Annotated in this window: 24 protein-coding genes; 20 read left to right on the forward strand and 4 right to left on the reverse strand. The window is 63.1% G+C overall.

What is annotated here, in order from left to right:
• Position 1: 1 nt before the first annotated feature.
• The 14 genes from Q8R61_RS02160 to lon all read left to right on the forward strand — a co-directional run bounded on the left by Q8R61_RS02160 (position 2) and on the right by lon (position 15,711).
• The gene (locus Q8R61_RS02160; protein WP_305533730.1) at positions 2-1,423 is read left to right on the forward strand and encodes a mannose-1-phosphate guanylyltransferase/mannose-6-phosphate isomerase; all 1,422 of its coding nucleotides are present in this window, start codon (positions 2-4) and stop codon (positions 1,421-1,423) included.
• 209 nt (positions 1,424-1,632) lie between these two features.
• Positions 1,633-1,950 carry a flagellar transcriptional regulator FlhD gene (gene flhD, locus Q8R61_RS02165; RefSeq protein ID WP_305533732.1) on the forward strand — a complete coding sequence of 106 codons (318 nt, stop codon included), beginning with the start codon at positions 1,633-1,635 and terminating at the stop codon, positions 1,948-1,950.
• Positions 1,951-1,977: 27 nt separating this feature from the next.
• Positions 1,978-2,526: a flagellar transcriptional regulator FlhC gene (flhC, locus tag Q8R61_RS02170; RefSeq protein WP_305533734.1), complete on the forward strand. Its 549-nt coding sequence runs from the start codon at positions 1,978-1,980 to the stop codon at positions 2,524-2,526.
• A 23-nt stretch (positions 2,527-2,549) separates the two neighbouring features.
• Positions 2,550-3,320 carry a trans-aconitate 2-methyltransferase gene (locus Q8R61_RS02175; protein WP_305533736.1) on the forward strand — a complete coding sequence of 257 codons (771 nt, stop codon included), beginning with the start codon at positions 2,550-2,552 and terminating at the stop codon, positions 3,318-3,320.
• Positions 3,321-3,454: 134 nt separating this feature from the next.
• On the forward strand, positions 3,455-4,315 hold the full coding sequence (motA, locus tag Q8R61_RS02180; protein ID WP_305533738.1) for a flagellar motor stator protein MotA: 861 nt from the start codon (positions 3,455-3,457) through the stop codon (positions 4,313-4,315).
• Positions 4,316-4,352: 37 nt separating this feature from the next.
• Positions 4,353-5,288: a flagellar motor protein MotB gene (gene motB / locus Q8R61_RS02185; protein ID WP_305533739.1), complete on the forward strand. Its 936-nt coding sequence runs from the start codon at positions 4,353-4,355 to the stop codon at positions 5,286-5,288.
• Positions 5,289-5,436: 148 nt separating this feature from the next.
• On the forward strand, positions 5,437-6,585 hold the full coding sequence (gene flhB / locus Q8R61_RS02190; protein ID WP_305533741.1) for a flagellar biosynthesis protein FlhB: 1,149 nt from the start codon (positions 5,437-5,439) through the stop codon (positions 6,583-6,585).
• The gene (gene flhA / locus Q8R61_RS02195; RefSeq protein ID WP_305533743.1) at positions 6,582-8,660 is read left to right on the forward strand and encodes a flagellar biosynthesis protein FlhA; all 2,079 of its coding nucleotides are present in this window, start codon (positions 6,582-6,584) and stop codon (positions 8,658-8,660) included. Before flhB ends, flhA begins: the two co-directional genes overlap by 4 nt.
• Positions 8,657-9,922, forward strand: coding sequence for a flagellar biosynthesis protein FlhF (gene flhF / locus Q8R61_RS02200; protein ID WP_305533745.1), 1,266 nt, complete (start codon positions 8,657-8,659; stop codon positions 9,920-9,922). Before flhA ends, flhF begins: the two co-directional genes overlap by 4 nt.
• The gene (locus tag Q8R61_RS02205) at positions 9,915-10,796 is read left to right on the forward strand and encodes a P-loop NTPase (RefSeq protein ID WP_305533747.1); all 882 of its coding nucleotides are present in this window, start codon (positions 9,915-9,917) and stop codon (positions 10,794-10,796) included. The genes flhF and Q8R61_RS02205 overlap by 8 nt, the downstream gene beginning before the upstream one ends.
• Before the next feature lie 2 nt (positions 10,797-10,798).
• Positions 10,799-11,530 (forward strand): RNA polymerase sigma factor FliA, encoded by a 732-nt coding sequence (locus tag Q8R61_RS02210; RefSeq protein ID WP_305533749.1) that lies wholly within the window; start codon positions 10,799-10,801, stop codon positions 11,528-11,530.
• Positions 11,512-12,249 carry a flagellar motor protein gene (locus Q8R61_RS02215; RefSeq protein WP_305533751.1) on the forward strand — a complete coding sequence of 246 codons (738 nt, stop codon included), beginning with the start codon at positions 11,512-11,514 and terminating at the stop codon, positions 12,247-12,249. The genes Q8R61_RS02210 and Q8R61_RS02215 overlap by 19 nt, the downstream gene beginning before the upstream one ends.
• Before the next feature lie 238 nt (positions 12,250-12,487).
• Positions 12,488-13,270: a flagellar motor protein MotD gene (gene motD / locus Q8R61_RS02220; protein ID WP_305533753.1), complete on the forward strand. Its 783-nt coding sequence runs from the start codon at positions 12,488-12,490 to the stop codon at positions 13,268-13,270.
• Between the two features lie 59 nt (positions 13,271-13,329).
• The gene (gene lon, locus Q8R61_RS02225) at positions 13,330-15,711 is read left to right on the forward strand and encodes an endopeptidase La (RefSeq protein WP_305533755.1); all 2,382 of its coding nucleotides are present in this window, start codon (positions 13,330-13,332) and stop codon (positions 15,709-15,711) included.
• Between the two features lie 57 nt (positions 15,712-15,768).
• Here lon and Q8R61_RS02230 read toward each other — a convergent pair whose 3' ends face one another.
• The 3 genes from Q8R61_RS02230 to Q8R61_RS02240 all read right to left on the reverse strand — a co-directional run bounded on the left by Q8R61_RS02230 (position 15,769) and on the right by Q8R61_RS02240 (position 17,347).
• Entirely contained in the window at positions 15,769-16,296 is a 528-nt protein-coding gene (locus tag Q8R61_RS02230) for a DsrE/DsrF/DrsH-like family protein (RefSeq protein ID WP_305533757.1), read from the reverse strand.
• Positions 16,297-16,390: 94 nt separating this feature from the next.
• On the reverse strand, positions 16,391-16,624 hold the full coding sequence (locus Q8R61_RS02235) for a sulfurtransferase TusA family protein (protein ID WP_305533759.1): 234 nt from the start codon (positions 16,622-16,624) through the stop codon (positions 16,391-16,393).
• 117 nt (positions 16,625-16,741) lie between these two features.
• Entirely contained in the window at positions 16,742-17,347 is a 606-nt protein-coding gene (locus tag Q8R61_RS02240; RefSeq protein WP_305533761.1) for a TetR/AcrR family transcriptional regulator, read from the reverse strand.
• Between the two features lie 120 nt (positions 17,348-17,467).
• Here Q8R61_RS02240 and Q8R61_RS02245 point away from each other — a divergent pair, with 120 nt between their 5' ends.
• The 6 genes from Q8R61_RS02245 to Q8R61_RS02270 all read left to right on the forward strand — a co-directional run bounded on the left by Q8R61_RS02245 (position 17,468) and on the right by Q8R61_RS02270 (position 23,027).
• Complete coding sequence (locus Q8R61_RS02245; RefSeq protein ID WP_305533763.1) at positions 17,468-18,295, forward strand: ScpA family protein; 828 nt, start codon at positions 17,468-17,470, stop codon at positions 18,293-18,295.
• Positions 18,276-18,950: an SMC-Scp complex subunit ScpB gene (gene scpB / locus Q8R61_RS02250; RefSeq protein ID WP_305533765.1), complete on the forward strand. Its 675-nt coding sequence runs from the start codon at positions 18,276-18,278 to the stop codon at positions 18,948-18,950. Before Q8R61_RS02245 ends, scpB begins: the two co-directional genes overlap by 20 nt.
• A gap of 1 nt (position 18,951) precedes the next feature.
• The gene (locus tag Q8R61_RS02255) at positions 18,952-19,842 is read left to right on the forward strand and encodes a pseudouridine synthase (RefSeq protein ID WP_305533767.1); all 891 of its coding nucleotides are present in this window, start codon (positions 18,952-18,954) and stop codon (positions 19,840-19,842) included.
• Positions 19,843-19,881: 39 nt separating this feature from the next.
• Positions 19,882-20,526 (forward strand): response regulator transcription factor, encoded by a 645-nt coding sequence (locus tag Q8R61_RS02260; RefSeq protein WP_305533769.1) that lies wholly within the window; start codon positions 19,882-19,884, stop codon positions 20,524-20,526.
• A gap of 63 nt (positions 20,527-20,589) precedes the next feature.
• On the forward strand, positions 20,590-22,482 hold the full coding sequence (locus tag Q8R61_RS02265; RefSeq protein ID WP_305533771.1) for an ATP-binding protein: 1,893 nt from the start codon (positions 20,590-20,592) through the stop codon (positions 22,480-22,482).
• 116 nt (positions 22,483-22,598) lie between these two features.
• Positions 22,599-23,027 carry a DsrE family protein gene (locus tag Q8R61_RS02270; RefSeq protein WP_305533773.1) on the forward strand — a complete coding sequence of 143 codons (429 nt, stop codon included), beginning with the start codon at positions 22,599-22,601 and terminating at the stop codon, positions 23,025-23,027.
• A gap of 28 nt (positions 23,028-23,055) precedes the next feature.
• On the opposite strand, the gene Q8R61_RS02275 is transcribed toward Q8R61_RS02270, so the two are convergent.
• Complete coding sequence (locus Q8R61_RS02275) at positions 23,056-23,721, reverse strand: hypothetical protein (protein WP_305533775.1); 666 nt, start codon at positions 23,719-23,721, stop codon at positions 23,056-23,058.
• Positions 23,722-23,772 lie beyond the last annotated feature (51 nt).

Below are 23,772 nucleotides of genomic sequence, written 5' to 3' on the forward strand. Positions count from 1 at the left end.
TATGACTACCATCCATCCCGTGATTCTTTCCGGGGGCTCCGGCACCCGTCTGTGGCCCCTGTCCCGCGCGGCGCTGCCGAAGCAGCTGCTGCCGCTCGCCAGCGACAAAAGCCTGCTGCAGGACACCGTCAGCCGCCTGGCCGACATGCCGGAAATGGCGGCCCCGCTGATGGTGTGCAATGTCGAGCACCGCTTCATGATCGCCGAGCAGATGCGCCAGATCGACACGCCGCCGCACGCCATCGTGCTGGAGCCGGTGGGACGCAACACTGCGCCGGCGATTGCGGTGGCTGCGCTGATGCTGTCGCGTGCCGATGCGGACGCCCTGATGCTGGTGCTGCCGGCCGATCACTTGATCGGCGACGTCGCGGCCTTTCATGCCGCCATCCGCACCGCGGCCGAGGCGGCACAACACGGGCATCTCGCCACCTTCGGCATCGTGGCCGCCACCCCGGAAACCGGCTACGGCTACATCCGGAAGGGTGCACCGCTGGCCGACAGCGCGGGCGCGCACCAGGTGGCGGCCTTCGTTGAGAAGCCCGACCTGGCCACGGCGCAGCAGTATGTGGCGTCCGGCGACTATTTCTGGAACAGCGGCATGTTCCTGTTCCGCGCGACCGATTTTCTCGACGAGTTGAAGGCCTTGCGCCCGGATATTCTCGATGCCAGCCGCGCAGCACTCGATGCCGCCTCGCTGGACCTCGATTTCGTGCGGCTGGACCCGGCGGCCTTCGAGGCCTGCCCGTCGGACTCGGTCGACTACGCGGTGATGGAACACACCCGCCGCGCCGCCGTGGTGCCGGCCGACATGGCCTGGAACGACATCGGCGCCTGGACTGCGTTGTGGGACGTGGCGGAGAAGGACGGGCAGGGCAACGCCACCCGCGGCGACGTCATGCTGGAAAACGCCCGCAACAACTTCGTTCGCGCCGAAACCCGGATGGTGGCGCTGCTCGGCGTGACCGACCTGGTGGTGGTGGAAACCGCCGACGTGGTGCTGGTGGCAAACAAGGACCAGGTGCAGGACGTGAAGAAGCTGGTGGATCGCCTGAAGGCCGAAAAGCGCTGCGAACACCTGATCCACAAGCAGGTGTACCGGCCCTGGGGTTGGTACGAGGGCATCGACGAGGGCGAGCGCTTCCAGGTCAAGCGCATCATGGTCAAGCCGGGCGAAAAGCTCAGCCTGCAGATGCACCACCACCGCGCCGAGCACTGGATCGTCGTGTCCGGCACCGCCAGCGTCACCTGCGGCGACGAAGTCATGCTGCTGACCGAGAACCAGTCGACCTATATCCCGCTGGGGACCAGCCACCGCCTGGAAAACCCCGGCAAGATCGACCTGCACATGATCGAGGTGCAGTCGGGCACCTACCTGGGCGAGGACGACATCGTGCGTTTCGAGGATATCTACAAGCGCAGCTAGGACAAGCAGACGGGGGTAGCCATGACCCGGCCACGCGAGTGGCCTTTTTTGCCCTCTGTAGGACAAACACCGACACCGAATGTGGTAGATATCGGACCGGCAATACAGCGCTTCTCTACGTTAACTTTCCCCTGTCCCGTCCGAAAACGAATTCAACACGCTGACTTAAGTGTGAATTCGAAAATAATTTCGACGGAAGGACAGGCAAAATGAAAATGGACGAAATGCTGGACGAGATGCGCGATGTCAATCTCAACTACCTGATGCTGGCGCAGAGCATGATCCAGCACGACAAGGCCACGGCCATATTTCGCCTCGGCATCACCCAGGACGTCGCCGAACTGGTCGAGGCCCTGACCCCCGCACAGATTCTCAAGCTGGCCAGCTCCGGCATGATGGTGTCGCGCTTGCGCTTCGACGGCGGCGCGGTGCTGAATATGCTGACCAATTACACCAAGGATCGCTCGCTTGCACAGTCGCACGCCGCCATCCTGATGGCCGCCCAGCAAGCCGAAGCCTTCGCCTGAATCCAGCACCACACAAGGGAGCGAGACATGGGCAAAAAAAGCCTGCTGACTGAAATGCGCGACACCCAACTGGCGATCGAACTGATCGAACTCGGCGCCCGCCCGCAAGTACTGGAATCTGAAACCACGTTGTCGCGCGAGCGGTTGCTCAAGCTGTACAAGGAAGTGAAGGGCGTATCACCACCCAAGGGCATGCTGCCGTTCTCGACCGACTGGTTCCTGACCTGGCTGCCCAACGTTCATTCCTCGCTGTTCATCAACATCCACCGCTATATCACCCGCAACAGCGACTGCAGCGGCATCGAAGCCGTATTGAAAAGCTACCGCCTGTACCAGGAATACCTGCACACCAACCAGATCGAGGCCGTGTTGAGCTTCACCCGCGCCTGGACACTGAACCGTTTCTTTGAAAGCCGCATGCTCGAAACCGCCGTCTGCAGTGACTGCGGCGGTCACTTCGTGGTGCATCCGGACGACCTGCACGACAAATATGTGTGCGGCCTGTGCAATATGCCCGCGCGCGCCGGCAAAACCCGCAAGGCCAAGGCCGCGGCCGAGCTTAGCGCCGCAGCCTGAGCGTACGGTCCCGGCCGCCGGCAATGACGCGCCTGCCAGTTGCGCTCCAATCTCTCCTCATACAGTGCGCCGCTCTCCTCCTGGCGTTACTGTTCAACGGCCTGATCCAGGCCGTTTTTTTATTCTCGCCCGTGCTGTGGCAACTGGCCCTGGCCCAAGGCGCACTCGCCGCCGGGCTCAGCCATTACTGGAAGCAGCCGATCTGGTGGCGCCCGCTGCATGCCGGGTTCCTGCTCGTTGTTCTTGCGGCCTTGCAGCTGGATTTACCGGCCTGGGCCTACCTGGCGGCCTTCCTGCTGTTGCTGCTGTTCTACTGGAGCAGTTTCCGCACCCGGGTTCCCCTCTATCTGTCTGACCGCAAGGCCTGGCAGGCGCTGGCAGCGCAGTTGCCGGAGCGCGGCCCGTTCCGTCTCATCGACCTCGGCAGCGGCTTCGGCGGCGTGCTATTCCATCTGGAGGCGCGTTTTCCGCAGGGGCAGTTCAGCGGCGTCGAAATCGCGCCGGCGCCGTGGCTGATCAGCCGGTTGCGCGCACGCCTCAGGCACAGCCGGGTCGATTTCCTGCGCCGCGACTATGCACATCTTGACCTGGGCGCGTTCGACGTCGTGTTCGCTTTTCTGTCGCCTGCGGCGATGCCGGACCTGTGGCAGCAGGCCGAGCGCCAGATGCGCCCCGGCAGCCTGTTCGTCAGCCTGTCCTTCGGCGTCGACGCCCGTCCACCCGATCGGGTGATCCCCTTGGCCGAGGGCGAGCGGCACACCCTTTACGTATGGTGCATGCAGGGGAGTGGTTGAATTTACTGAGGCCGCGCCATCAAGTTTCGTGTGATCTGGTCGAATTCATCCCTGAGTACTCTCGCTTCAAATGCCGGAAAGCGGACCGCACGATGGTGTCCGGATCCGGCCGACCCAAGTAAAGGAACAGACAGTTGTTAGTCATCGGTGGGTATATTACGGTTCTGCTGTGCGTGTTTGGCGGCTATGCGCTGGCGGGGGGCTATCTGGCGGCCTTGTGGCATCCGATCGAGCTCCTCATTATCGGCGGTGGCGCGATCGGCGCCTTTCTGGTGGCCAACAACAGCAAGGCCATCAAGGCCACGTTGAAGGCCTTGCCCACCTTGTTCAAGGGATCCAAATACAACCGCGCGCTCTACATGGACGTGCTCGCGCTGCTGTACGAGCTGCTGACCAAAATCCGCAAGGAAGGCCTGATGTCGATCGAGGCCGATGTTGATGCGCCGGAGAGCAGCCCGCTGTTCGCCAAGTACCCGGCCATCCTGGCCGACCACCACATCATCGAATTTCTCACCGACTATCTGCGCCTGATGGTCAGCGGCAGCATGAACGCCTTCGAGATCGAGAACCTGATGGACAACGAGATCGAAACCCACCACCAGGAAGGCGAGATTCCCGTGCACAGCGTGAGCAAGCTGGGCGACGGCCTGCCGGCGTTCGGCATCGTGGCGGCAGTGATGGGCGTGGTCAAAACCATGGGCTCGGTCGGCCTACCGCCCGCTGAGCTGGGCATCCTGATCGGTGCGGCCTTGACCGGCACCTTCATCGGCATCCTGCTGGCCTATGGTTTCGTCAGCCCGCTCGCCAACCTGCTGGAGCAGAAGCTGAACGAATCGACCAAGATGTTCCAGTGCGTCAAGGTCACGCTCCTGGCCAGCATCAACGGCTACGCGCCGGCCATCGCGGTCGAATTCGGCCGCAAGGTGCTGTTCTCGACTGAGCGGCCCTCCTTCAGCGAACTGGAAACGCATGTGAAGGGCGCGAAATCGCGCTGACCGCGGCGCTGACGTCCGCGTACCCGCATAAGCCTTCATGAGCGAGCAAAAACCCCCGATCATCGTCAAGCGCATCAAGAAAGTGACGGGCGGCCACCACGGTGGCGCCTGGAAGATCGCCTATGCCGACTTCGTCACCGCGATGATGGCCTTCTTCCTGCTGATGTGGCTGCTCGGCTCGACCGCCAAGGGCGACCTCGAAGGCATTTCCGAGTATTTCAAGACCCCGCTCAAGGTGGCCATGCAAGGCGGCTCGGGCAGCGGCGACAGCTCCAGCGTGATCAAGGGCGGCGGCACCGACATCACGCGCCAGTCCGGTCAGGTCAAGAAAGGCGAAACCGAACCCGAGAAAAGAACCTTCAACCTGAGAGCGGCCAAAGCCGAGCTCGAACGGGTCGAGAAGGAGAACCTCAAGCAACTGAAAAAAAGCCTGGAGAAGGCGATCGATGCCAACCCCACACTGCGTCAGTTCAAGCGCCAGTTGCTGATCGACATCACCAGCGAGGGCCTGCGCATTCAGATCGTCGACGAGCAGAACCGGCCGATGTTCAACCTCGCCAGCGCCGAATTGCAGCCCTACACCAAGATCATTCTGCGTGAGATCGGCCCGCTGCTGAACGACGTGCAAAACCGCGTCAGCCTGTCAGGGCACACCGACGCAATGCCCTATGCCAACCGCGAACGCGGCTACAGTAACTGGGAACTGTCGGCCGACCGCGCCAACGCCTCGCGCCGTGAACTGGTCGCGGGCGGCATGGACGACGCAAAAATGCTGCGCGTGGTCGGACTCGCCTCATCGGTGCCCTTCGGCAGTGCCCAGCCGCTGGACCCGGTCAATCGCCGCATCAGCATCATCGTGATGAACAAGCGTACCGAGGAGGCCATCACTAAAGAGGCCTCCGGTGTCAGCGACCCCGCCGAGATCGAAGCCGAGACCGGCGAAACGCCGGACGCTGACACAGCAGCGCGTTGATCCACGCGCCGCTGGCGCGAAATAGCAGGCCAAATCCACCCTTATTCCCCTGATCGCCAGCGTTTCGCCTGGCCAATAATTCAGCTTAAGAAAACCCGTCTCGCGCACCTGCGCGGGGCAGGGTTCCCTCCAACAGGTGAGAACCGGGATGGCTGAAGAGCAAAACGATCAGGAAAAGACAGAATCAGCGTCGCCACAAAAGCTGGAAAAGGCGCGCGAGGAAGGTCAGGTCATCCAGTCGCGCGAACTGAGCACGTTTGTCGTGCTGATGGCGAGCGGGTCCGCCCTGTGGATCATGGCCAACGGACTGGGGCAGACCCTGTCGCACATCATGCGCGACGGCCTGAGTTTCGAGCCCGGCTTTGCGCGCGACACGTCGCATGTCATGGCGCAGCTATCGAGTCTTTTCTTTGAAGCGGCGTTTGCACTGGCCCCGTTTTTCCTGCTGGTGGTATTTGCCACCGTGATTACGCCGCTGCTGCTGACGGGCTGGTTGTTCAGCACCAAGGCGCTGATGCCGAAATTCAATCGTCTCAACCCGGCATCGGGCATCAAGCGCATGTTCTCGAGCCAGGGCCTGGTCGAACTGGTCAAGGCGCTGGCCAAGGTGGGGCTGCTCGGCGGCGTCGCCGTGTGGCTCATCTGGATCAACGTCGAATCCGTTTTCTCGCTCAGCATGGAGTCGCCCGTACAGGCCATCCAGCACATGGGCGATATGATTGGCAAGATCTTTCTGCTGGTCTCGGCCACGATGGTGTTCATCGTCATGATCGACCTGCCGTTCCAGATCTGGAACCACTTCAAGAAGCTCAGGATGAGCATGGAAGAACTGCGGCGCGAGGCCAAGGAATCCGAGGGCGACCCGCATCTGAAGGCGCGTATCCGTGCCCAGCAGCGCGAGATGGCACGCCGCCGCATGATGTCCGAGATCCCCACCGCCGACGTGGTAGTGACCAACCCGACCCATTACGCGGTTGCGCTCAAGTACACCGAAGGCAAGATGGGCGCGCCGCGCGTGGTGGCCAAGGGTGCCGACGTCGTCGCCGCGCGCATCCGCGAGCTCGCAGCCGAGCACAAAATCCCGATGCTGGAGGCGCCACCGCTGGCGCGCGCGCTGTTCCGCCACACCGAAATCGGCAATGAAATCCCGGCCACCCTCTACGCAGCGGTGGCCGAAGTGCTGGCCTATGTGTTCCAGCTGCGCCATTACCAGCAGACGGGCGGCGCTTATCCCGCAGCGCCGACCGTGCTGCCGGTGCCGCCCGAACTTGATCCGCTGCAGACCACCACCGCATGAACGGTACCCTGAGCCTCTCCAGTCTGTTCAATGGCGCCAACGTTCGTGCGCTGGCGGCGCCGATTTTCATCGTCCTGATTCTGGCGATGCTGGTGCTGCCGCTGCCGCCGATCGCGCTGGATTTGCTGTTCACGTTCAACATCGCGCTGTCCATCATGGTGTTGCTGGTCAGCCTGTCGACCAAGAAGGCGCTCGATTTCGCCGCCTTCCCGACGGTGTTGCTGCTGTCCACCCTGATGCGGCTGTCGCTCAACGTGGCATCGACTCGGGTGGTGCTGCTGGAAGGCCATACCGGCCCGGACGCCGCCGGCAAGGTGATCGAGGCCTTCGGCCATTTTCTGGTCGGCGGCGATTACACGGTCGGCATTATCGTGTTCGTCATTCTGGTGGTGATCAACTTCATCGTCATCACCAAGGGCGCCGGCCGCATCGCCGAAGTCAGCGCGCGTTTTACCCTCGATGCGATGCCGGGCAAGCAGATGGCGATCGACGCCGACCTGAATGCCGGCCTCATCGACGAAAACGAGGCGCGTCGCCGCCGCACAGAAATTTCGCAGGAAGCTGATTTTTACGGTTCGATGGACGGTGCCTCGAAATTCGTCCGCGGCGATGCGATCGCCGGCATCCTGATTCTGATCATCAACATCGTCGGCGGCCTGCTCATCGGCCTGATGCAGCACGACATGTCTCTGGCCGACGCCGCCCGCAACTACACGCTGCTGGCGATTGGCGACGGCCTGGTGGCACAAATCCCGGCCCTGGTCATCTCGATTGCTGCCGGCATCATCGTCAGCCGCGTCAGTACTGAAGAGGATATCGCCGGTCAGATGATGTCCAACGTCTTCAATAAGACCCAGGCGCTCTATCTCACTGCTGCGATCCTCGGCCTGATGGGCATGATTCCCGGCATGCCGAACTTCGTCTTCCTGCTGCTGGCGGGCGGCATCGTCTGGCTCGCCTGGCGAGGCAGCCACCAAAAACCCGAGGTGGAACCGGAGGTGCAGGAGGCCCCGCTTGCCTCCGTCGAAAGCCAAGAAGCCAGCTGGGAAGATGTGGCACCGGTCGACACCCTGGGGCTGGAAGTCGGCTATCGCCTGATCCCGCTGGTGGACAACGCGGCCGACGGCGAACTGGTGCGCCGCATCAAGGGCATCCGCAAGAAATTCGCGCGCGAGATTGGCTTCCTGCCGCCCGCCGTGCACATTCGCGACAATCTCGAGATCAATCCGAACAGCTATCGCATCACCCTGAAAGGCGTGGAAATCGGCAGCGGCGAAGTGCGCACCGGCCTGTTCCTCGCCATCGACCCGGGCAACATCAGCGCCACCTTGCCGGGTGTCGCCACAACCGATCCCGCGTTCGGCCTGCCGGCGGTGTGGGTCGAGTCTGGCCTGCGCGAACAGGCACAGTCGATGGGTTACACCGTGGTCGACCCCGGTACCGTGATCGCCACCCATCTGAACCATCTGGTCACCCTGCATGCCGCCGAACTGCTCGGCCGCCAGGAAGCGCAGGCACTGCTCGACCACCTGGGCAAGAGTGCGCCCAAGCTGGTGGAAGACCTGGTGCCGAAAATGCTGACGCTCTCCGCAGTGCAGAAAGTGCTGCAGAACTTGCTGATCGAAGGCGTGGCAATCCGCGACATGCGGACCATCATCGACACCTTGCTCGAGCATGCCACGCGGGTGCAGGACCCGCACGAACTCACCGCGCTGGTGCGGGTGGCGCTGGGCCGTTCCATCGTGCAGCAGATCTACGGCTCGACCAATGAACTGCCGGTGATCGCACTCGACCAGGGCCTGGAGCGCCTGCTGATGCAGACCCTGCAAACCGGCCACGATGCCGCCGGCATGGAGCCGGGGCTGGCCGACACCTTGCTGGAACGGACCCAGACGTCCACCCAGCGTCAGGAGGCCCTGGGTCATCCCGCGGTGCTGCTGACGCCGGCCGTGCTGCGTCCGCTGCTTGCACGTTTCCTGCGGCGCACCGTGCCGCAACTCAAAGTGCTTTCGCACGCTGAAGTACCCGAAGGCAAACAGATCAAAGTGACTTCCCTTGTAGGAGGAGCAGCATGAACGTGAAACGAATCGTCGCCAAAACATCCCGGGAGGCCATGCGTCAGTTGCGTGAGCTACTCGGACCCGATGCGGTCATCCTCTCCAATCGCGCTGTGGATGGCGGAGTCGAGGTGTTGGCGCTGGCCGCCGACGACATCGCCAGCATGGCGCCGCCCGCGGTGGAAAAACCGGTATCGGCGCCCGCTGCAGTGCCCGTTTTTCGCCATGCGGGTCTGGGCCGGACGCCCGAACCGACGCCCGAGGTCACGATCAAGCGTCGCCTGATCGAGCGCGTCGCGGTGCCGAGCCAGGAGAGCGCGCAACTGGCGAAAAGCGTCATCAGCGAAATCAAGACGCTGCAGACGCGGCTGGAAAGCCAGCTCGCCGACCTGGCCTGGCGCGACCTGCCGGGACGCGACCCGTCCGGCGCCACGCTGATGCGCGAAATGCTGACGGCCGGATTCAGTGCCACGCTGGCGCGCGAGATGCTGGAAGCCCTGCCCAAAGGCGACGCCGACCAGGCACAGGTCTGGATGCGCAACACACTGATGAAGCGCCTGCAGGTGATGCAGAACGAAACCGACATGCTCGACGCCGGCGGTGTGTTCGCCCTGATGGGCCCGACCGGCGCCGGCAAGACCACCACCACCGCCAAGCTGGCTGCACGCTTCGTGGTGCGTCACGGCGCCGAAAAGCTGGCGCTGCTGACCACCGACAGCTACCGGATCGGCGGCCACGAACAGCTGCGCATCTACGGCAAGATTCTCGGCGTGACCGTGCATGCGGTGCGCGACGCCGCCGACCTGCGCTTGGCGTTGGCCGAATTGCGCAATAAGCACACCGTGCTGATCGACACCATCGGCATGAGCCAGCGCGACCAGGCCGTTGCCGAACAGGTGGAAATGCTGTGCCAGGCCGGCCAGCCGATCAAGCGCCTGCTGATGCTCAATGCCACCAGCCACGGCGACACCCTCAACGAGGTGGTGCAGGCCTACCAGACACGCGGTCTGGACGGCTGCATCCTGACCAAGGTCGACGAGGCCGCGAGCCTGGGCCCGGCACTCGACTGCGCGATCCGCCACGAACTCAACGTGCACTACCTGGCCACCGGCCAGCGGGTGCCCGAGGACCTGCACCTGGCCAACCGCCAGTACCTGGTTCACCGCGCCTTCAAGACCCGCACGCTGTCCTCGCCCTGGAAACTGGACGACAGCGAACTGGCGTTCGCGCTTTCCGGCATGCACACCCCGCATCGTGAAAGCGCGGTGGCCCTTGGATAAGTTCGTCAGTGATCAGGCCGCCGGACTGCGCCGCTTGCTGGGGCAGACCGGGTTTCAGGTCATTACCGTGATGTCGGGGCAGCAGGGCGCGGGCAAGACGTCCGCCACCGCCAACCTGGCCGTCGCGCTGGCGCGCTCCGGGCGCGACGTGCTCATCATCGACCAGGACCAGCATGGCCGCGGTGCCTGCGCGGCGCTGGGCCTGACGCCGCGCTACGACGTGGCGGACGTGCTCGCCGGTCAGTGCACGCTGGACGCCTTGCTGCTGACCGGCCCCGACAACGTTCAGGTGCTGCCGCTGGGAGGCGGCTTCACCCGGCTTGGCCGCCTGTCGATGCGCGACCAGGAATGGCTGGCGCAATGCTTCAACCGCCTGCAATGCGGTGTCGACGTAGTGCTGGTCGACATGGAAGAGGCCACCGACCCCGACGCGCTGCCACTCGGCCTTGCCGCGACCGAGATCATGGTCGTGCTGCCGCCCGGTAGCACCGCGATCACCCAGGGCTACACGCTGGTCAAGCGGCTGTCGCAGAACTTCGGCAAGCGCCGCTTCCGTCTGCTGCTCAATCGCATGGAATCGCAGGAACAGGCGCAGGCCGTTGCGCAGAATTTCTCCCAGACTGCCGAGCGCTATCTGGGGGTCGCGGTCGATTACCTGGGGTATATTCCGCTCGACGAGCGCATGACCCGCGCCAGCCATTTGCACACCTCGGTGGTGGACGCCTTCCCGGTTGCACAATCCACCTCGCAGTTCCGTAAACTGGCGGAGGGTTTGCTCTGCTGGCCGCAGCCCCCCAGCCTGGGAAGCGTCGGGGCGTTCATGCAGCGCGTGATCCAGGGCGGCTGCCTGGTGGAAGCCTATAGGAGAGGGTAAGGGTGTATACCGCAAGCGGAAAAAGCGAAAAAAGCGACCTGCTGACGCAGTACATGCCCATGGTCAAACGACTGGCCCATCACATGATGGGCCGTTTGCCGCCGAGCGTCGAAGAAGACGACCTGGTGCAGGCGGGCATGATCGGCCTGTTGGACGCGATCAGCCGTTATGACGAAGCGCAGAGCGCACAGTTCGAGGCCTACGCGATCCAGCGCATCCGCGGCTCGATGATCGACGAGCTGCGCCAGATCGACTGGATGCCGCGCAGCGCGCGGCAGTCGATGCGCAAGATCGAGCAGGCCATCAGCGCGCTGCAGCACAAGCTCGGGCGCCAGCCCAGCGAAACCGAAATCGCCGAAGCCATGAAGATTCCGCTCGCCGACTACCAGTCGATGCTGGGTGACGCGCGCGGGCACCAGCTGCTGTACTTCGAGGATTTCGGCGACACGGACGAGGACGATTCCTTCCTCGACAAGCAGTCCGCCGCCGAATCCAGCATGCCGTTGCCGCAGTTGCTCGACGCCAACCTGCGTGCCTGCATCATCGCCGGCATCGAGAACCTGCCCGAACGCGAACAGCTGCTGATGTCGCTGTACTACGAACAGGAACTCAACCTGCGCGAGATCAGCGAAGTGTTCGGCGTCACCGAATCACGCATCTGCCAGTTGCATGGCCAGGCGATCGCGCGGCTTCGCGCCAAGCTCAAGGAAGACTCATGGATCGCGGAAGCCTGATCGGTCTCACGCTGGCGGCGGTCGCCATCCTCGGCGGCCAGGCGATGGAGGGCGGCCATGTCAGCACCTTCCTGCAGCCGGCCGCCTTTGTCATTGTCGTGATCGGCACGCTCGGCGCGGTGATGCTGCACTATCCGCTGCCGGTCTTCATCAAGGGCGTGCGCATGGCCAAATGGGCGTTCCGTCCGCCCGAAGATGAAAGCATCGTGCTGATCCGCCGCGTGGTGCAGTGGGCGCAGTTGGTGCGTGTCGAGGGCCTGCTGGCGCTGGAAAAGCACCTCGACCTGACGCGCGACCCATTCCAGAAGGGCGGTCTGCAACTGCTGATCGACGGCGCCGACGCGGCCAAGCTGCGCGACACGCTCGACGTTCAGATCGTCGGCTTCGAGACCGAGCAGCGGCAGGCCGCGCGGGTGTGGGAAGTCGCCGGCGGTTATGCGCCGACACTCGGCATTCTGGGCGCGGTGATCGGCCTGATCCACGTGATGGAAAACCTGGCCGACCCCAGCAAGCTGGGCGCCGGCATCGCAGTCGCCTTCGTAGCCACCATCTACGGCGTGGGGCTGGCCAACCTGGTGTTCCTGCCCATCGCCAACAAGATCAAGTTCACCATCGCGCGCCAGGTGAGCGACCGCGAGATCCTCAGCGACGGCCTTGTCGGCATCGCCCAGGGCGACAATCCGCGCATCATCGAAGCCCGGCTCAGAGGCTATCTATGATCCTAGAAACCGTGGTTGACCGCTTATAAGCTCATGGCGTACCGCTTGAATACGTCTTTCTGCGCCTTGGGTCGCGCTCGCGTAAAGGGTGACTCCGCTACGTACCCGCTGGCACGCCTGGTCACGCGCCTGCCTTTGTCACTCGTCGTTGCAGGCAATGGCCTGCTGCCTCCTCATTTCGCGGCAGCCACCTGCCCAGACGCACCATCGGGTGCGTCCAACCAGGGTTCCTAGGATCATGCGTCGCCGCCGCCGCATTGCATCCGACCATGACAACCACGACCGCTGGCTGATTTCCTACGCCGATTTCATCACGCTGCTGTTTGCGTTTTTCGTCGTGATGTACGCCATCTCGGCGGTCAGCGAATCCAAATACCGCGTGCTGGCCGGCGCGCTCGGTGGCGCGTTCGGCAAGACGGTAGCGACCGACATGCCGGTGCCGCAGTTGACGCCGACGCCGCTGCCACCCGAAGTCAGCCAGCGCAGCCTCAAGCAGCAGCAGGCCATCGAGGAAGAAGAGCACATGGCCGAGGTGGCCAACAACCTGCTCGATGTGATGGGCCCGCTGGTGAAGGAGGGCAAGGTGCGGATGACGCAGAGCCGGCGTGGCGTCAGCATCGAAATCAACGCCAATGTGCTGTTCGAGCCCGGCCGCGCGGAGTTGGAGCCACAATCGCTGGAAGTGCTGAGCGCAGTGGCGAACACCCTCAAAAACGAACCCTTCAAGCTCGAAATCACCGGCCATACCGACCCCGTGCCGATCACCAGCCCGCTGTTCGCATCGAACTGGGAGCTGTCGGCGGTGCGTGCCACCAGCGTGGTTCGTCTGCTCGCCGACAACGGCATTTCGCCCGATCGGCTCTACGCCATCGGGCGCGAGGCCAGCCAGCCGATTGCGTCAAACGACACGCCCGAAGGCCGGGCACGCAACCGCCGGGTCGAGCTGATGATTCTGTCCGGCCTGCCGGATGTGGTCGAGGAAATTCCGGTACGCCCGGCTGCCGATCCCGCCGCACCTTGAAAACGGGCAGATCGGCCCGATCTTCTGTCACTGTTGTTTCGGACTAAGATGATCAGACCATGCCCAATGATCCCGCACTCGAAGGCGAAATCGTCCCTGACGACCGCCAGTTGCCCAGCTCGCCGGTGCTGCCGACCGAGCTCCACCTGCTGCCGCTGACCGAAAAGCCGTTCTTCCCGGCGCAAACCCTGCCGCTGCTGATGAACGAGGCGCCGTGGCTGTCGACCGTGGAAGCCATCGGCGACACCGCGCACCACATGGTGGGCCTGGTCGTGGTCAAACCCGACAACACCGACGACATCAAGCGCGCCGATTTCCGCAGCATCGGCACCGTGGTGCGCATCCATCATCCGGTCCGCACCGACGGCAAGATGCAGTTCATCGCCGAGGGCACGCGCCGCTTCCGCATTGTCGAGTGGCTGTCGGAAACCGCGCCCTACAAGGTCCGCGTCGAGTACCCCAACGAGACCGGCAAGGCGGATTCCGAGGAAATCCGCGCCTATTCGATTGCCATCATCAACACCATCAAGGAGTTGCTGCCGCTCAATCCGCTGTATTCGGAGGAGCTCAAGTTCTTTCTCAACCGCTTCGGGCCGAACGAGCCCTCGCGGCTGACCGACTTTGCCGCCAGCCTCACCACTGCCTCCAAGCTGGAATTGCAGGAGGTGCTGGAAGCATTCGGCCTGAAGAAGCGGATGGAGAAGGTGCTGGTGCTGCTGAAGAAGGAACTCGACGTCGCCCGCCTGCAATCGGACATCCGTGGCAAGGTCGACGAGAAAATGACCGAGCAGCAGCGCGAATTCTTCCTGCGCCAGCAGTTGAAGGCGATCCAGAAGGAGCTCGGCCTTGCCAAGGACGACAAGACTGCCGAGCTCGACACGTTCCGGGAACGCATTGCCAAGCTGACGCTGCCGGCGCCGGCCCAAAAGCGCATCGACGAGGAAATGCACAAGCTCTCCCTGCTGGAGACCGGTTCGTCGGAGTACACCGTCACCCGCAACTACCTCGACTGGCTGACCGTGCTGCCGTGGGGCGTGCATACCCAGGACAAGATCGACCTCGAGCGCGCGCGCAAGATCCTCGACCGCGACCACGATGGACTGGAGGACGTGAAGGACCGCATCATCGAATTCCTCGCCGTCGGTGCGATGCGCGGCGAAATGGCCGGCTCGATCCTGCTGCTGATCGGCCCGCCCGGCGTCGGCAAGACCTCGATCGGCAAGTCGATTGCGGAAGCGCTGGGGCGCAAGTTCTACCGCTTCTCGGTCGGCGGCATGCGCGACGAGGCCGAAATCAAGGGCCACCGCCGCACCTACATCGGCGCCATGCCGGGCAAGTTCGTGCAGGCGTTGAAAGAGGTGGAATCGGCCAACCCGGTCATCATGCTCGACGAGATCGACAAGATCGGCGCCAGCTTCCAGGGCGACCCGGCCTCGGCCTTGCTGGAAGTGCTCGACCCCGAGCAGAACGCCGACTTTCTCGACCATTACCTCGATGTGCGTTTCGATCTGTCCAAGGCGCTGTTCATTTGTACCGCGAACGATTTCTCCATCCCCTCGGCGCTGCTCGACCGCATGGAAGTCATCCGCCTCTCCGGCTATATCACCGAGGAAAAGATCGCGATTGCCAAACATCACCTGTGGCCGCGCGTGCTGGAGCGGGCCGGCCTGAAAAAGAACCAGCTCGCGATCAGCGAAGGCGCATTGCGCCACGTGATCGAGGGCTATGCGCGCGAAGCCGGCGTGCGCAACCTGGAAAAACAGCTGGGCCGGGTGGCGCGCAAGGCTGTGGTCAAGATCCTCGGCGGCAGCGCCACGCCAATCCGGATCGGCGTCAAGGAAATCGAGGCCTATCTCGACAAGCCGGTGTTCAGCCGCGAAAAACCGATGAGCGGGGTAGGGATCGTCACCGGTCTCGCGTGGACCGCGATGGGCGGCGCCACGCTGCCGGTCGAGGCGTCGCGGGTCCATACGCTTAACCGCGGTTTCAAGCTCACCGGCAAGCTGGGCGAGGTGATGAAGGAATCGGCCGAAATCGCCTACAGCTATGTCGCCTCGCACCTGAAAACCTACGGCGCGGACATCACCTTCTTCGACAAGGGCTTCGTTCACCTGCACGTGCCGGAAGGGGCGACGCCCAAGGATGGACCCAGCGCCGGCGTGACCATGGCGACCGCGCTGCTGTCACTGGCCAAAAACCAAAAAATCCCGCGCCCGCTGGCGATGACCGGCGAACTGACCCTGACCGGCAAGGTGTTGCCGGTCGGCGGCATCCGCGAAAAAGTCATCGCTGCGCGGCGAGTCGGCATCCATGAACTGATCCTTCCGGACGCCAACCGGCGCGACTTCGACAAGCTGCCCGAGCATATCCGCGCCGGATTCACCGTGCATTACGCCAAGCGCTATCAGGATGTCGCGGCGGTGGTGTTCGGCGCGGATTGATTCCGGGACAGGACAACGACAATCCCAGCCGGTTGTCCTGTCTCGTTCGGTGCGACTTCAAATGAACAGGCAAACATCGGACTTCTGCGCGGTTGGCAGAAAGCTGGCGGCGCCGATCCAGCCCTCGATTTCGGGGATGAATTCATCCTGCGAGTAGCCGAACAGGTCCACCGTCATCTGGCAGGCAAACAGCTTGGCGTCCGCCTCGATGCACGCGCTGCGCAATTCGTCGATGGTGGCCACGCCTTTGTTTTTCACTGTTTGCGCCATCAGCCCGGTTGCCATTTTTTCGAATCCGGGTACACCAGCCATGACGACGTTCGGCACCTTCCAGTTAATGTCTTTCAGCCACTGCGGTCCAAACGGCATCTTCATCGGCATGCTGGGGTTGCCGAGCGGACTGATCTCGAGGTGGAGATCCTTCTTGAGCAGTTCCAGCCCATAGAAGGTGAAGAAAACGGACACATCCCAGCCCAGCGCGCCGGCGGTCGACGCCAGGATGAACGGCGGGTACGCCCAATCCAGGGTGCCTTTGGTGGCGATAATGGACAGGGATGGGACATGCGCGGCTTCGCGTTCGGCCATCCTGGCCTCGAAGCGCTGGTCGAACCACTGATCGAATTGGGACTGATCCAGTGTTGGCGGGGTGATCTTGTCTGCTACGCCCATGGTCTTCTCCTTATGCCTTGCGGATGAGAAATTCGAACTCGCCCTGATTCGAACTGGACGAGATCAGGTCATGCCCGGTTTGCTTGCAGAAGGCTTGCATATCCTTCAGGGAACCGGGGTCGGTAGAGATGACGGCGAGTGTGTCCCCGGTACCCAGTTCAGACAGGGCTTTTTTGGTGCGCAAAATAGGCAACGGGCAGTTCAAGCCGCGTGCATCCAGGCTATGTGTGGCAGGTGCATTCATCGTAATCACTCCTCATGGTAGATGACCGTTCGGTCAAGAGAATCGGCAAAAAAATTGCCGGGCGAAAACGGCTTAATGTTCTCCAAGGGGGAAAAAACGTGACCTGATCGCATCAGATCAGTCACCGCTTAATTCGATGCGCAGCGTCTTGATCGCAGGGCCCAGTCGATAGAGCAGTTCGGGATCATTTTGCGCCTTGGCCAGCAAGATCACCCCCTCGAGATAGGCCAGCATGGCTTCAGCGGTCAGGCCCGCATCCAGGGGCGGGATGGTGCCAGCGGCCACGGCCTGTTCCAGCGTTTCCTTGAAGCGGGACTTTGCGCGCGTAAAAATCGCGAGCAGCTTGGCGCGCAGAATATCGTCCTGGGTGCTGACTTCCAGCGTCAGGTTGCCAAAGATGCAACCCAGCATGCGCCCATGCACTTGCTTGATCGACTTCTGCCAGAAGTAGGCTGCATCGATCAAATAATCGATCCGCTCCATCGGCGGCAAGGCCGGATCGAAGGCTTCGGCAACAAAGCCGTTGGCCCATTCGTCCGCAAACGCGTCGATTACCGCCATCACGAGATCGCGCTTGGACGGGAAGAAGTGATAGAAACTTCCTTTTTGCACCCCGGCGCTCTCGCAGATTTCCTGGATGCCTACATTCGCGTAGCTGCGCGAGTGAAAACGCGGCTTGGCGGCTGCGATGATGCGGGAACGGGTGTCGGTTGCGATATTCATGCGCTGCATCGTAGTAGACCGACCAGTCAAATGCAAGTGGGTTTTGTTAGACGCCCAGATAGGGATCAGCGACGCCGAATCCTTTGGGGCGGGGCCTGTCGAGTCGGGTAAAATGCCGGGATGACCGAAGCTGCGCTCCTCGACCTGCCGCCCGACGCCACCCCCGCCGCACCTGTGATCAGGGTGCGCGGCGAGCTGCTGACCGAATTGCCGCAGGACCTCTACATCCCGCCCGACGCGCTCGAGGTCTTTCTCGAGGCCTTCGAGGGCCCACTCGACCTGCTCTTGTATCTGATCCGGCGCCAGAACCTCGATGTGCTCGACATCCCGATGGCGGCGCTGACCAAGCAATACATGGCCTACGTCGAAGCGGCGCGCGCCACCCGACTGGAGCTGGCAGCGGAATATCTGCTGATGGCGGCAATGCTGATCGACATCAAGTCACGCATGCTGTTGCCTCGCCGTGAGCAGGCCGAGGACGCCAGCGAAGGCGACGACCCGCGCGCCGAGCTGGTGCGCCGCCTGCTCGAGTACGAGCAGATGAAGCTCGCCGGCCAGCACCTCGACGCCATGCCGCAGGCTGGGCGCGATTTCGACACCGTCAGCGTGTTTCTGCCGGCTGCCGCCCGGCGCCTGCCGAGCCTGCATCCGGAGGAGCTGGCCGCGGCCTGGCTTGCGATCCTGTCGCGCGCGAAGAACCGCACCCACCACCGCATCGGCCGCCAGGACCTGTCGATCCGCGAAATCATGAGCCGTATCCTGAAGCAGATGACGCCAGGCGAGTTCATGGAATTCAAGGACTTGTTCCCGGAAGCGGCGACAGTGCATGAACTCGTGGTCACCTTCCTCGCGGTGCTGGAACTGACCAAGGAAACCCTGCTCGACGTGACGCAGGCCGAGCCGTTTGACCCCATCTACGTAAAGCTCCATGAATCTGCAGCCGAATGACCATCCCGACGATTTGAAGCTGGTGCTGGAGGCGGCGCTGCTGGCCGCGGTCGAGCCGCTCACGCTGGCCGACCTCAAGCGCATGTTCGAGCAGGAGTCGCAGCCCGGCCTGTCCGGCGAAGTGCTGCGCCGCGCGCTCGACGAACTGCGCGGCGCGTGGCACGGCCGCGGCGTTGAGCTGGTACAGGTGGCCGACGGCTGGCGCTTTCAGACACGCGCCGAAATGCAGCCCTGGCTGTCGCGGCTGAAGAACGAAAAACCGCCGCGCTATTCGCGCGCGGTGCTGGAAACGCTGGCCATCATCGCCTACCGCCAGCCGGTCACGCGCGGCGACATCGAGGATATCCGCGGCGTGTCGGTCAATCCCAACATCATCAAGACGCTGGAAGAACGCGGCTGGATCGAGGCCATCGGCCATCGCGACGTGCCGGGCCGCCCCGCGCTGTTCGGCACAACCGGCCACTTTCTAAGCGACCTTGGCCTCGTCACGCTGTCCGAATTGCCGCCGCTGGAAGAGCTTGGCAATCTGGTCACGCCCGATGAAACGGCATTAATTCCTGAATTGCGCGGGGAATTGCTGGACAATGACGTCCCCCAGACGTTTGGCGCGGTGATCGAGATCGTCCGCGTCGCGCCCGCACCCGAGATCACCTGACATGGCACGCCCTGCATCCCCCATCCGCCGCCCGCCCTCCGCCCCCATGGGGCGTGCGGCGAGCCGCCTGCAACAGGCGCTCGCTCCCGAAGCCGCGAGTGAACGTCTGCAGAAGGCGCTGGCCTCGGCCGGCCTCGGCTCGCGCCGCGAAATGGAGGAATGGATTGCCGAGGGCCGCGTGCAGGTCAACGGCGAAACCGCCCTCATTGGCAGCAAGGTCGGCCCGCGCGACATCGTCAAGGTCAGCGGCCGCCGCGTCTATCTGCGCTTTGACGAAAAGCGCACCCGCATCCTGATCTATCACAAGTCGGAAGGCGAGATCGTCACCCGCGACGACCCCAAGGGCCGCGCCACCGTGTTCGATGCGCTGCCGAAGATCCGCGGCGCCAAGTGGATTTCGATCGGCCGGCTCGACTACAACACCGACGGCCTGATGGTCTTCACCACCGACGGCGAGCTGGCCAATCAGCTGATGCACCCGCGCTTTGAAGTCGAGCGCGAGTACGCAGTGCGGGTGCTGGGCGAACTGACCGAGGACATGATTGCGCAGCTGCTGGCCGGGGTGGAGCTCGACGACGGCCCGGCGCAGTTGCAAAGCTGCTTCGCCGCCGGCGGCGAGGGCGCCAACAAATGGTACCGCGTGGTGATCAAGGAAGGCCGCAAGCGTGAGGTGCGGCGGCTGTTCGAGCACTTCAATCTGACGGTATCGCGGCTGACGCGGATTCGTTTCGGCCCGATCGTGCTGCCGCCGCAACTGCGCCGCGGGCAGAAAATGGAACTCGACGACGACCTGGTCGCGCGCGTGATGGAGTGGGCCGGCATGGCGCCGACGCCGCGCCGCCAGACCCGCGGCGTACCGGACAAGCACACCCGCAAGCCGCGCATGCGGTAACGCTGCAAGCTCTGACACGCTCGGGCGCTGAGGAGGTTCATGAAGCTCGTTCTGGCTGACGACCACACGCTGTTTCGAAACGGCCTCGCCTTGCTGCTCAACGCGCATTGCGCGGGCAGTGAAATATGGGAGGGCGACAGCCTCGACGCTGCGCTGGTCGAAGCCGCGGCCCATCCCGATGCCGAAATTGCGGTGCTTGATCTCAATATGCCGGGGATGAACGGGGTGGAGGGCATCCGCCGCTTCATCGGGTTGCATCCCTGGCTGCCGCTTGTCATCCTGACCGGCGACGAAGAACCAGAAAAAATACAGCATGTGCTTGCAGCCGGCGCCTCTGGCTTCATTCCCAAAAGCTCGACGCCTGCCGTGATGCTGTGCGCAATCCAGTTGGTCCTCGCGGGTGGCACCTATCTTCCCCCGCAAATGCTGTCCAGCGCTGCAGGCGTTGCGCCGCGCTCGGCCATGCCAACTGTCAGGGAACGGGCCCATACGCAGTTGACCGAGCGCCAGCTGCAGGTCTTGCGCCTAATGGCTGCTGGCAAGCCCAACAAGGCCATCTGCTGTGAGCTCGATATCGAGGAAGGCACGGTGAAGGCGCATATCGCCACAGTTTTCCGGGTGCTGGACGTAGCCAACCGCACCGAAGCCGCGTCAGTCGCACGGGCGATCGGGCTGCTGGACTAGTTGTCTGGGTAGCCGGGTGGCCTGCTTAGAAGCATCCGGGCGATTCCGTCTCGGCATGATTGAATGAAAATTCGCACGCGTGCCTTCATGCTGGGATTGCTGCCTACCCTGCTGGTGGCTGCAGTGCTGACGGCTTTTCACGTCTATTCCCGGCTGAATGACCTGGAAACCACGACGCAGCAGCAGGGCATGGCCATGGCGCGCCATCTGGCCTCCGTATCCGAATACGGCGTGTTCAGCGGGAATACGGCAGCGTTGGAAAAGATGCTTGACCAGGCACTGGAGGAGCCCGGCGTGAAAAGTGCGATGGTGGTGTGGCCGGACCAGACCAGGCTGGCACGCGGCGAGCCTGTCGACCACCCGCCTCCTATGCGCAAGACCGGTCAATGGCAGGATGGCAAGCTTGTCTGGTTCACTTACCCGGTGCGGTTAAGCCAGCTGGATGAAAGCGACCCCTTTATAGAAGACAGTGCTGCGCCCCTAGCCCCGCTTGCCTGGGTTGCGGTCAGTATCGATTTGCAGCAGAAGCAGGCGCTGACGCAGCAGTTGTTGCTGGCCAGTCTGGGCATCACGCTACTCGGACTCATCCCGGCCATCCTGTTGATCAACAAGCTAGCACAGTCCGGTGTAAAACCCCTGCTGGACATCGTCGCCATGATGAAGCGCATCAGCTCGGGTGCTTTCGGATCCCATATGGACGTCACCGCACGCTCCCATGAATTGCGCGAGCTTCAGGCCATGGTCAATCAGATGAGCGAATCCCTGCGTTCCTATCAGCAGGACATGGAAGCCAGGGTGGGCTCGGTCACCGCCGAACTCGAGCACAAGAAAAAGGAAGCCGAGCAGGCCAGCCTGGCCAAATCCCGTTTTCTGGCCGCCGCCAGCCATGACCTGCGCCAACCGATGCACGCCATCAGCCTCTATGTGGAAAGCCTCAAGACCCAGATGCATGGACGCGCCGCGCAGGACGTCCTGAACAAGATCGAACGCTCCATTCTGAGCACGGTCGAATTGTTCAACGCCATTCTGGACGTGACCAAGCTCGACGCCGGCGTGGTCCAGCCACAGATCGCGCCGGTTCACATCCGCCAGCTTTTCCTGCACCTGGCGGACGAGTTTGCCCCCGAAGCCGAGCGCAAGCGCTTGTCCCTGCGCGTGCATGCACCGGGCGTCTGGATCGAAAGCGATGGCATCCTGCTGGAGCGCATCTGCCGCAACCTCTTGTCCAATGCGCTTTTTCACACCACGCACGGCGGTGTTCTGCTGTCGGCGCGACCTTATGGTGAGCGGTTGCGCTTGCAGATCTGGGACACTGGGTGCGGCATCGCGCCTGAACACCAGGCGCGGGTTTTTGACGAGTTCTACCAGGCGGGGCCCAAGGATGAGCAGACCCGGCATGGACTGGGCCTCGGCCTCGCCATCGTCCGTCGCCTGGCACGCCTGCTCGATCATCCGCTGCAAATGCATTCCAGGCCAGGACAGGGCACGGTGTTTTCGCTGGACGTGCCGCGGCTGACGAATGAAGCCCCTGCGGGCGAAGAAGCCGAGACCGCACATGTCGACCTGAACGGGGAGGTTGTGATCGTGGACGACGACCCCGATGTGCGCGATGCACTGGGCAAGCTGCTGACGCAATGGGGCCTGAAGGTCCAGCTGTTCAGCGATCTCCAGCAGGTCAGACACCACCAGTACGTCGCCCCCGACGTCGTCCTCGCCGATTACCAGCTGCTCAATGGCGAGACCGGCCTCGACGCCATCGCAATGATCCGCGCACGCTGGGGCACCCACATTCCAGCCATCCTCATCACGGGCGATACCCGGTCCGACACCGTGCAGCTGCTGACCTCGCTGGGTCACGCCGTTCTCTACAAGCCGATCCGACCCGCGCAGTTGCGGGCGCTGCTGCGCAAGTTCCTCTCCGGCAAATCCACTGGCGAACGGTCTAGTCCGTCCTGAATAAGCCGTCCGGCCGATGCGCGGCGCGGAGCGTTCTTCCATAATCGGCTTAAGCTATTCAGCAGCCGATTTCCGGCGAAGTCGAAGGCAAAGCCGAAACACCTGAGGAGTCGACGATGCTTACAGCCATGCCAAGCCCCATCCATCACCCTGCACCGGCAAGCACGCAGGATCCGCATCCGCTAACGATCCTGCTCATGAGCGGCATGGAGGACGGCGGCAAACGGGCCACTCTGGCCTTCGTGGCTGCGCTCAGCGCTGCCGCGATGGAGCGCCCGGTCCGGATTTTCCTGGCGGGTGACGGTTCAACATGGGGTGATCCTGATCAGGCTCAACGCGTGGAGATGCCCGGTTTTCCGCCCCTGACCGAACTGATTCAGGAATATTTCGATCTGGGCGGCGAACTGCTGGTCTGCTCGACCTGTGAGCGCTTCTGCAGCACTCGCGCGCCGGGAACGGCCGGTAGCCGCTGGCCCTCGCTGCAGGTGCGCGGCATGGCTGCCTTGCTGGAGTTGCAGCGGGGCGGCTCCAGCCTGAGCTTTTAGGGGTCAGCCCAGGCCGTCGATTGGTGTCTTACTTCTCGGTCATTTTCTTGATCACGCCGGCGGCCCACTCGCGTCCGCCCAGGCCGAAGGCCAGCGCGAAGGCCAGGCCCACCGCGCCAAAGCCGATCTGGAACGCGGCGGTCAGCAGGTTGGTGCCGATTGCCAGCTGTTCCAGCGCCACAAACACCACGAAGATGATGGTCGCGTATTCCGCCAGCGTGCTGATGGTCAGCGCGCCCTGCACGCCGATGTTGTTGAGGTAGGCAAAGACCATGCGGTTGATGAAGCGCGCCACCAGCACGCCGAACACCAGCACCAGGATGGCGACGATGATGTTGGGAATGTAGAACACCACCTTGTTGAACAGCTCGGCGACCATGTGCAGGCCCAGGCTGTTGGCCACGGTGACGACGACGATGAAGATGATGACCCAGTAGGCCAGCTTGGCGAGCAGCCTGGACAGCGAAACGTCCAGATGACCCTGCTTGAGGAAGGCCTCGATGCCGGTCTTTTCCGCCAGGCTGTCGAAGCGCAGCACGTCGAGCAGCTTCATCACCCCGGTGCGCACCACGTTGGCCAGCAACCAGCCGATGAACAGCAGCAGCAGCGCTGCCAGCAATTGCGGCACAAACCCCGCAAGCTGGGTCCAGAACGTCGTCAGGGAATGAATAAAGACATCGAGTTGCTGCTGCATGGCATGCTCCTTCATCTCTGCAGAAAGCGCCATTATAGCGAACCGGCCTGC

This window comes from Thiobacillus sp. (genome assembly GCF_030696885.1).
GTDB lineage: Bacteria > Pseudomonadota > Gammaproteobacteria > Burkholderiales > Thiobacillaceae > Thiobacillus.

Excerpts from the sequence above, each read along its gene's own strand:
- Q8R61_RS02160 (WP_305533730.1), top strand. The coding sequence starts at position 2 with ATGACTACCATCCATCCCGTGATTCTTTCCGGGGGCTCCGGCACCCGT.
- flhD (WP_305533732.1), top strand. The coding sequence starts at position 1,633 with ATGAAAATGGACGAAATGCTGGACGAGATGCGCGATGTCAATCTCAAC.
- flhC (WP_305533734.1), top strand. The coding sequence starts at position 1,978 with ATGGGCAAAAAAAGCCTGCTGACTGAAATGCGCGACACCCAACTGGCG.
- Q8R61_RS02175 (WP_305533736.1), top strand. The coding sequence starts at position 2,550 with ATGACGCGCCTGCCAGTTGCGCTCCAATCTCTCCTCATACAGTGCGCC.
- motB (WP_305533739.1), top strand. The coding sequence starts at position 4,353 with ATGAGCGAGCAAAAACCCCCGATCATCGTCAAGCGCATCAAGAAAGTG.
- flhB (WP_305533741.1), top strand. The coding sequence starts at position 5,437 with ATGGCTGAAGAGCAAAACGATCAGGAAAAGACAGAATCAGCGTCGCCA.
- flhA (WP_305533743.1), top strand. The coding sequence starts at position 6,582 with ATGAACGGTACCCTGAGCCTCTCCAGTCTGTTCAATGGCGCCAACGTT.
- flhF (WP_305533745.1), top strand. The coding sequence starts at position 8,657 with ATGAACGTGAAACGAATCGTCGCCAAAACATCCCGGGAGGCCATGCGT.
- Q8R61_RS02215 (WP_305533751.1), top strand. The coding sequence starts at position 11,512 with ATGGATCGCGGAAGCCTGATCGGTCTCACGCTGGCGGCGGTCGCCATC.
- motD (WP_305533753.1), top strand. The coding sequence starts at position 12,488 with ATGCGTCGCCGCCGCCGCATTGCATCCGACCATGACAACCACGACCGC.
- lon (WP_305533755.1), top strand. The coding sequence starts at position 13,330 with ATGCCCAATGATCCCGCACTCGAAGGCGAAATCGTCCCTGACGACCGC.
- Q8R61_RS02230 (WP_305533757.1), bottom strand. The coding sequence starts at position 16,296 with ATGGCCGAACGCGAAGCCGCGCATGTCCCATCCCTGTCCATTATCGCC.
- Q8R61_RS02235 (WP_305533759.1), bottom strand. The coding sequence starts at position 16,624 with ATGAATGCACCTGCCACACATAGCCTGGATGCACGCGGCTTGAACTGC.
- Q8R61_RS02240 (WP_305533761.1), bottom strand. The coding sequence starts at position 17,347 with ATGAATATCGCAACCGACACCCGTTCCCGCATCATCGCAGCCGCCAAG.
- Q8R61_RS02245 (WP_305533763.1), top strand. The coding sequence starts at position 17,468 with ATGACCGAAGCTGCGCTCCTCGACCTGCCGCCCGACGCCACCCCCGCC.
- scpB (WP_305533765.1), top strand. The coding sequence starts at position 18,276 with ATGAATCTGCAGCCGAATGACCATCCCGACGATTTGAAGCTGGTGCTG.
- Q8R61_RS02255 (WP_305533767.1), top strand. The coding sequence starts at position 18,952 with ATGGCACGCCCTGCATCCCCCATCCGCCGCCCGCCCTCCGCCCCCATG.
- Q8R61_RS02260 (WP_305533769.1), top strand. The coding sequence starts at position 19,882 with ATGAAGCTCGTTCTGGCTGACGACCACACGCTGTTTCGAAACGGCCTC.
- Q8R61_RS02265 (WP_305533771.1), top strand. The coding sequence starts at position 20,590 with ATGAAAATTCGCACGCGTGCCTTCATGCTGGGATTGCTGCCTACCCTG.
- Q8R61_RS02270 (WP_305533773.1), top strand. The coding sequence starts at position 22,599 with ATGCTTACAGCCATGCCAAGCCCCATCCATCACCCTGCACCGGCAAGC.
- Q8R61_RS02275 (WP_305533775.1), bottom strand. The coding sequence starts at position 23,721 with ATGCAGCAGCAACTCGATGTCTTTATTCATTCCCTGACGACGTTCTGG.